Source organism: Hyalangium sp. (assembly GCF_035629615.1).
GTDB lineage: Bacteria > Myxococcota > Myxococcia > Myxococcales > Myxococcaceae > Hyalangium.
In genome coordinates, this window is the sequence record NZ_DASPHO010000635.1 from 1 (window position 1) to 5,484 (window position 5,484).

The window sequence follows — 5,484 nt, forward strand, 5'->3', positions numbered from 1 at the left end:
TGTCGGATCGTAGAACAGCTCCTTCACCGTGTCGCCCGCCACGCCGTCCACCCGCGTGAGCTGCTGCTGCGCATCCAGCCGCCAGAGCCCCTGGCCCGACGTGCCGATGAAGAGCGAGCCGTCATCCGTGGCCGCCAGCGACAGCAGCGCGTCCGTGGGCAGCCCCGCCACCTTCGTGGCGTGCGCCTCCGTGCGGTCCCGGATGGTGAACTTCCACAGCCCGAAGTCCTTGCTGGCCGCGTAGTAGCTCCCATCCTTCGTCTGCTGGACGCCGCGCCAGTAGTCCTTCTCCTCCAGGCTGTTCACCTCGGGCAGGTAGCTGTTGAGCCGCTCCGGGTTGACGCTCTGGGTCGTGTCGTCCCAGTCCGCCAGCCGCTGCGAGGGCACCACCACGCCCAGGTTCCAGTCGTTGCCGATGAGCACCTCACCGCCCTGGCCGATGCCCAGCGCGTAGGAGAGGCCCGTCATCTGCGTCCTCCGCTCGCGGCCGCTCTCATCCACGTCGTACTTGAACCACACCGGGTGCCGGTGGCTGTTGTACACGAGCCCCTGGATGCGGGTGACGCCGTGGTTGGTGCCGATATACACCTCGCCCTTGAACTGCCCGCGCATCACCTTGGTGCACGTGAGCACCGAGCGATCCTCGTCGAAGTGGTGATCGTTCGTGTTGCGGATGCCGATGTCCTGCGGCCCGTTGGGGCGCGCCGAGCGCTGCAGGTGCTCCTCCAGCGAGATGGTGCCGTCGGCGTTGAGCTTCACCGCGTCCACGTCCCCCTTCTGGTACTCCTGATACATCACCGGGTCGAACCGGCTCGGATCCGGATCGTCGTAGTGAGGGAACGAGCGCCCATCCGGGCTGTAGATGAAGGCGCTCGGCAGATCCCCGGCCATGTAGCCCACGTACGCACGGCCCGCGCTCCCGCCGCAGATCACCGTGGAGGCCAGCGCCAGCTTGTCCGGCCCGAAGCCCTGCGACGCCTGGCCGATGTTGCTCACCCACCGGGGCGCCGTGTCCCCCGGACGCAGCACGCCGATCCGCTCGCCGTCCAGCAGCCAGAGGTTGTGCGCGTCATCCACGCCGACGGAGCGCACGCGCCCCAGGTTGAAGCGCTGAGAGTAGTTGACCACCGGCTCGTTCGGCCACGGGCCCGGGCCGATCTGCGGCGGAGGAATCCCCGCGTCCGGCGGCGGAGTGCCCGCATCCGGTGGGGGCTCAGGCTGCGGCCCCGCGTCCGGCGGCGGCGGAGTGCCCGAGTCCGGCGGCCCCGCGTCCGGATCCGGGGGTGTGCCCGAGTCCGGCTTCGGGTCCGGGTTGGGGAGCCGAGGCTCCTCCTGAATGTCCACGGGAGGCGGGGTCTCCTTGATGGAGCCACCACAGGCCCACGCCACCGCCATCACCACCACCGCACACGCCCCCAACAGTCTCCGTCTCACGTTGTGTTGCCTCCTCGACCGGTGGATCAGAAGCAAACGCCGTACCGGGCTGGAGGCGGGCGTTGGCGGTCCGGGAGGGGTGAGCGCGGCCTCACGCAGGGAAGAGCTTTTCCCAGAAACAGCAGGGCCCGCTCCCCGGAGAGGGAAGCGGGCCCGAGCCTCGAGGCGAGCGCCTGGACTACCGCAGCGACTTGTTCACGTCGTCGCGCATCTCGTGCGTCTCGTCCTTCACCTCGTCCTTCATGTCCTTCGCGCCGCTCTTCACGTCGCCCTCCAGCTCGCTCGCGTCATCCCGCAGCGTGCCGGAGCCGCCCGTGCCGTCATTGAGCAGGGTGTCGTCCTTCATCGGCTTGGCGGCGGGCGTCTTGGTGCCCTTGGGCGTCGTCGCGCGCAGCTCCACGGCGACGATGTCCTGGCCCTCGAGCTGGAACTTCGCCCGGACCTGCGCGCCCTCGGGCAGCGCGTCCTTCTTCACCTTCTTGCCGTCCAGCCACACCGCCGTCTTGTCACGGATGTCCAGGTCCGCGGCCGGCAGGCCCGGGCGCTCGATCGTCACGCCCTCGGCGGTCTTGTCCTTGAGCGTCCCCCTCATCGAGAAGGCCTGGGCGGTCTTGAAGGTGCCCTCGCTCTCGGTCTGGATGCCGGTGACGTCCTTGGCCGCCTTTCCGATCTTCGGGCCCACCTGGGTGGCGTCGACGCCCTCCTCCGCTTTGCGCTGCGACTCGCGGATGGAGTCACCCGGCTTCTGCGTGAACACCTGGCTGGCGTCCCGCTTCTTCTCCTGCTGGGCCTGCTGGTCCTTCTGGAGCTTGTCGTTCTGGTTGATGTCTTCCGCAAAGGCCGCGGTACCCACACACAGGGCCAGTGCTGCAATAAGCTTTTTCATGCCCGAATCCCCTTGAGCTGGATTGAATGAACTTCGGGGGGAACGGTGGGGTGCCTCTCCGCTCGTGCCAACCGAGGGCTTCTTCCCAGGCCCCTTCCTGTTCGGAGAGCAGCCAGGCAGGGCGGACAGGCAGCCGAGCGCTGCTCTGCTCACCAGACGCGCAGCAGGCGGGAGCGGCAGACGAACTTCGGGTTGCGGATATCAATCACGTACACATCGCCGGTGGTCTCGTCGAAGCGGCCGGAGAGCACGCCCAGGCCCGCCGCGCTCGCGACGTACCAGGCGTCCTGGCCCTCCAGCTCCGAGAGCTTGCGGAGGTAGACCACGCGGCCCTCCACCGCCCAGAGAGTGCGGATGCCCTCGGGGTGGACGCCCAGGGCCTGCTCGGGCGGCGGTGTGAGCTTTGCCAGCGCGGGAGGCACTGCCTCCAGCACGTACTTGTCGAAGGCCTTGTTCGCGCTGCGCTCCACCACCTGCACGGAGCGCAGCTGGCCGTCTGGGGCCTGCTGCAGCTCCAGGACGATGACGAGGTCCGGCGAGGGCTCGGCGAGCTGCTGCATGGCCTCGCCCGCCTGGAGGAAGGCCCGCATGGAGTCATGCGCCGGGTTTCCCTTCGAGAGGGCCTCGAGTCGCTCCAAGGCAGTGGGCGGCTCGCGGCCGATGGGACCGGGGTTCTTGTGCGTGGTGCCAGTGGCGCCGTAGCTCTCGGCCTGCTTCAGGTAGTTCTCGGCGAGCCGCTTGCCGGTGCTCTTCACGTCGAACATCGGAGGATGCTCCATCTGCTTCTCCAGCGAGGCGCGGAGCTCGCTGAAGTACGGGTGCACCAGGCCGTTCTCCACCCGCAGCGTTGCGAGATCATCCTCGGCGAAGGCCTGCACCCGAGCGCTCACGCGGGCGCGCTCCTCGGCCTTCAGCACCTCGGGGGAGAGGCTCGGGTCTCCTGGGAGGAGCGTCCGTCCGCGCGGGGCCTCCGCGGTGCCGGGCACGCTCCAACCCCCCTCTGGAGTGGGGGGCAGGAGCGAGGGACGCCGCGTCTCCTCCGCGAGCGGTGTGTCCTCGGGGAGAGGCGTGGGGGCGGGCGCCTCAGGCGAAGCGCTCCCGGGTTCTGGATCGCGATCGGGCGCTCGAGCAGCAGCGGGCTCTGGAGCAATAGCGGGAGCGCTGTCGGGCGCGGGCTTGGGCGTGGGCTCGGGGGGACGGGCCGGCGGCTGCGGCGCTGGTGGAGACGCGGGAGTGGGGGCAGGAGGCTTGGGAGGCTTGGGAGGCTCGGAGATCACCTCGACCACGAGCGGAGGAGGCTCGGGTGGCGCGCTCACAGGGCGCACGGGCTCATGCTCCCACAGCAGAGCGAGGATCGCCGCATGAAGCAGGACCGAGAGGAGCCCGGCCCATCCGAGGCGTGAGCGCCGCATGGCTCTACGCTCCCAGAAAGACGGCTCGCGCTCAACTCCGAGCCGTCATCCGGTGGACAGCCGGGCGCTGCTGTGCGCGGCAGTGCTCAGTCGCAGCGATCGCAGAGGCCCCGCAGGTGGACCTCCACCGCGCGCGCGGCGATGGCCTTGGGGGCCCCCCGGGCCGAGGTGATGCGGACGGACTCCTCGGGGAGACAGGAGACCGTCCCGCAGTCCGTACAGGTGAAGTGCGGGTGGGTGCCCGAGTGCTCCTTGCCGGCGCGCCGCAGCTCGAAGCGCCACACGTGGTCGCCCAGGTCCGCGCGCATCACGAGCCCGGCCTCCGTCAGGTCCGTCAGGTTCCGGTAGATGGTGACACGGTCGTAGCCATCCCCGCCCAGGGCGTCCACGAGATCCGCGTGGCTCAGCGGCGCAGTGGCCGACTCCAGCTCTCGCAGCACGGCCACGCGAGGCGCGGTGCTGCGCAGCCCCGCGGCGCGGATCTTCTCCTGGAACTCAGCGAGCTTTGGCTGTGCGGAGCCCTTCTTGGCGGCCATGGCCGCCCCCATAGCCGATCTGCCCTGCACTTTCACGCGCCGTCCCGGGGAGTCGCTGAGGACCCTGCCCGCAGGGCCAGGCCGGCGCGCCGGGTGCGTTCGGACTCGGGACTGCGAGGAGACAGGCCGCCGGGTGTTGCCAGGAGAGGTGCTCATGTAGCTCGATTTCATTTGAACCCAGGAGGCGATAACTGGGGGCCTGTGGCTGTGTCCAGCAGGAAAGCAACAGGGCCGCCCCCTCCCTGGTCCCTGGGAGAGCGGCGGCCCTCTTACCTCAGTGGCAATAGCTGACGGCCTAGAAGATGTTCCAGAGGTACTGGTTTGTCACCTCGTGGTGGAACTGGATCTCCGAGATCTTCACGCGGCTGCCCAGCTGCTTGGGGCAGCGCTCGGCCGAGGCCAGCTTGAGCTCGGCGAACTTGCCCTGCACGTTCTCACCCAGCGCCTGCGCGACGAACTGGCTGCCCTTGAAGAGGCGGATGGCGTCGAAGATGTTGTCCGGCAGGAAGCGGGTGCGGCTGCGCTTGGTCTCCGCGTCCTCCTGGGGCGCCGTGCCCTCCAGGCCCGTCTTCAGCAGGGTGAAGAGCACCATGTACGGGTTGGCGTCCGGGGCCACCGAGCGGCACTCGATGCGCGCGCTGCGCTCGTTGCCGTAGGGGATGCGCACCATGGCGCCGCGGTTGTTCGGGCTGGCCTTGATCTGGTTGGGCGCCTCGTAGTGCGGATCCAGCCGGCGGTAGGAGTTCACGCTCGAGTTGAGCACCAGGCAGATGTCATTGGCGCTGTTGAGGATGCGTTCGATGAAGTCCCAGCCCATCTGGCTGAGCCCATCCTGGCCGTTCTTGTCGTAGAAGAGGTTCTTGCCGCCCTTGGACAGCGACATGTTCATGTGCATGCCGTTGCCGTTCACGCCCGTCACCGGCTTGGGCAGGAAGCTGGCCGTGAGGTCCATCTGCGCGGCCACCTGGCGGCACAGCAGCTTGTAGAGCTGGATCTGGTCCGCGGCGATGAGCGCCTCGCTGTAGGAGAAGTTCATCTCGAACTGGCTGGGCGCCACTTCGGGGTGGTCCTTCTCGTTCTGGAAGCCCATGGCGCGCTGGGCCTCGGCAGCCTTGTCGATGAAGGAGCGCAGCGAGTCACCCGGCAGCGAGTGGTAGTAGCCGCCGGTGGAGATGAACTCGAACTTGCCCGTCTCGTGGAAGTGGCGCTCGGCGTC

The 5,484-nt window shown here is 68.8% G+C and carries 4 protein-coding genes and 1 pseudogene; all 5 read right to left on the reverse strand.

Going from position 1 to position 5,484, the window contains the following annotated elements; genetic code table 11:
• Positions 1 to 1,434, reverse strand: a 1,434-nt coding sequence (locus VD972_RS32390; protein ID WP_324992658.1) for a hypothetical protein, incomplete at its 3' end; no start/stop codon positions are given.
• Positions 1,435 to 1,612: 178 nt separating this feature from the next.
• Positions 1,613 to 2,320: a hypothetical protein gene (locus tag VD972_RS32395; protein ID WP_324992659.1), complete on the reverse strand. Its 708-nt coding sequence runs from the start codon at positions 2,318 to 2,320 to the stop codon at positions 1,613 to 1,615.
• Between the two features lie 149 nt (positions 2,321 to 2,469).
• On the reverse strand, positions 2,470 to 3,732 hold the full coding sequence (locus VD972_RS32400; protein WP_324992660.1) for a TonB C-terminal domain-containing protein: 1,263 nt from the start codon (positions 3,730 to 3,732) through the stop codon (positions 2,470 to 2,472).
• Positions 3,733 to 3,818: 86 nt separating this feature from the next.
• Positions 3,819 to 4,268, reverse strand: coding sequence for a Fur family transcriptional regulator (locus VD972_RS32405; RefSeq protein ID WP_324992661.1), 450 nt, complete (start codon positions 4,266 to 4,268; stop codon positions 3,819 to 3,821).
• Between the two features lie 295 nt (positions 4,269 to 4,563).
• Positions 4,564 to 5,484, reverse strand: a pseudogene (locus VD972_RS32410) (glutamine synthetase); the annotation flags it as partial.

Bases quoted from the DNA above. Each gene is read 5' to 3' on its own strand.
- VD972_RS32405 (WP_324992661.1), bottom strand. From the start codon at position 4,268: ATGGCCGCCAAGAAGGGCTCCGCACAGCCAAAGCTCGCTGAGTTCCAG.
- VD972_RS32395 (WP_324992659.1), bottom strand. From the start codon at position 2,320: ATGAAAAAGCTTATTGCAGCACTGGCCCTGTGTGTGGGTACCGCGGCC.
- VD972_RS32400 (WP_324992660.1), bottom strand. From the start codon at position 3,732: ATGCGGCGCTCACGCCTCGGATGGGCCGGGCTCCTCTCGGTCCTGCTT.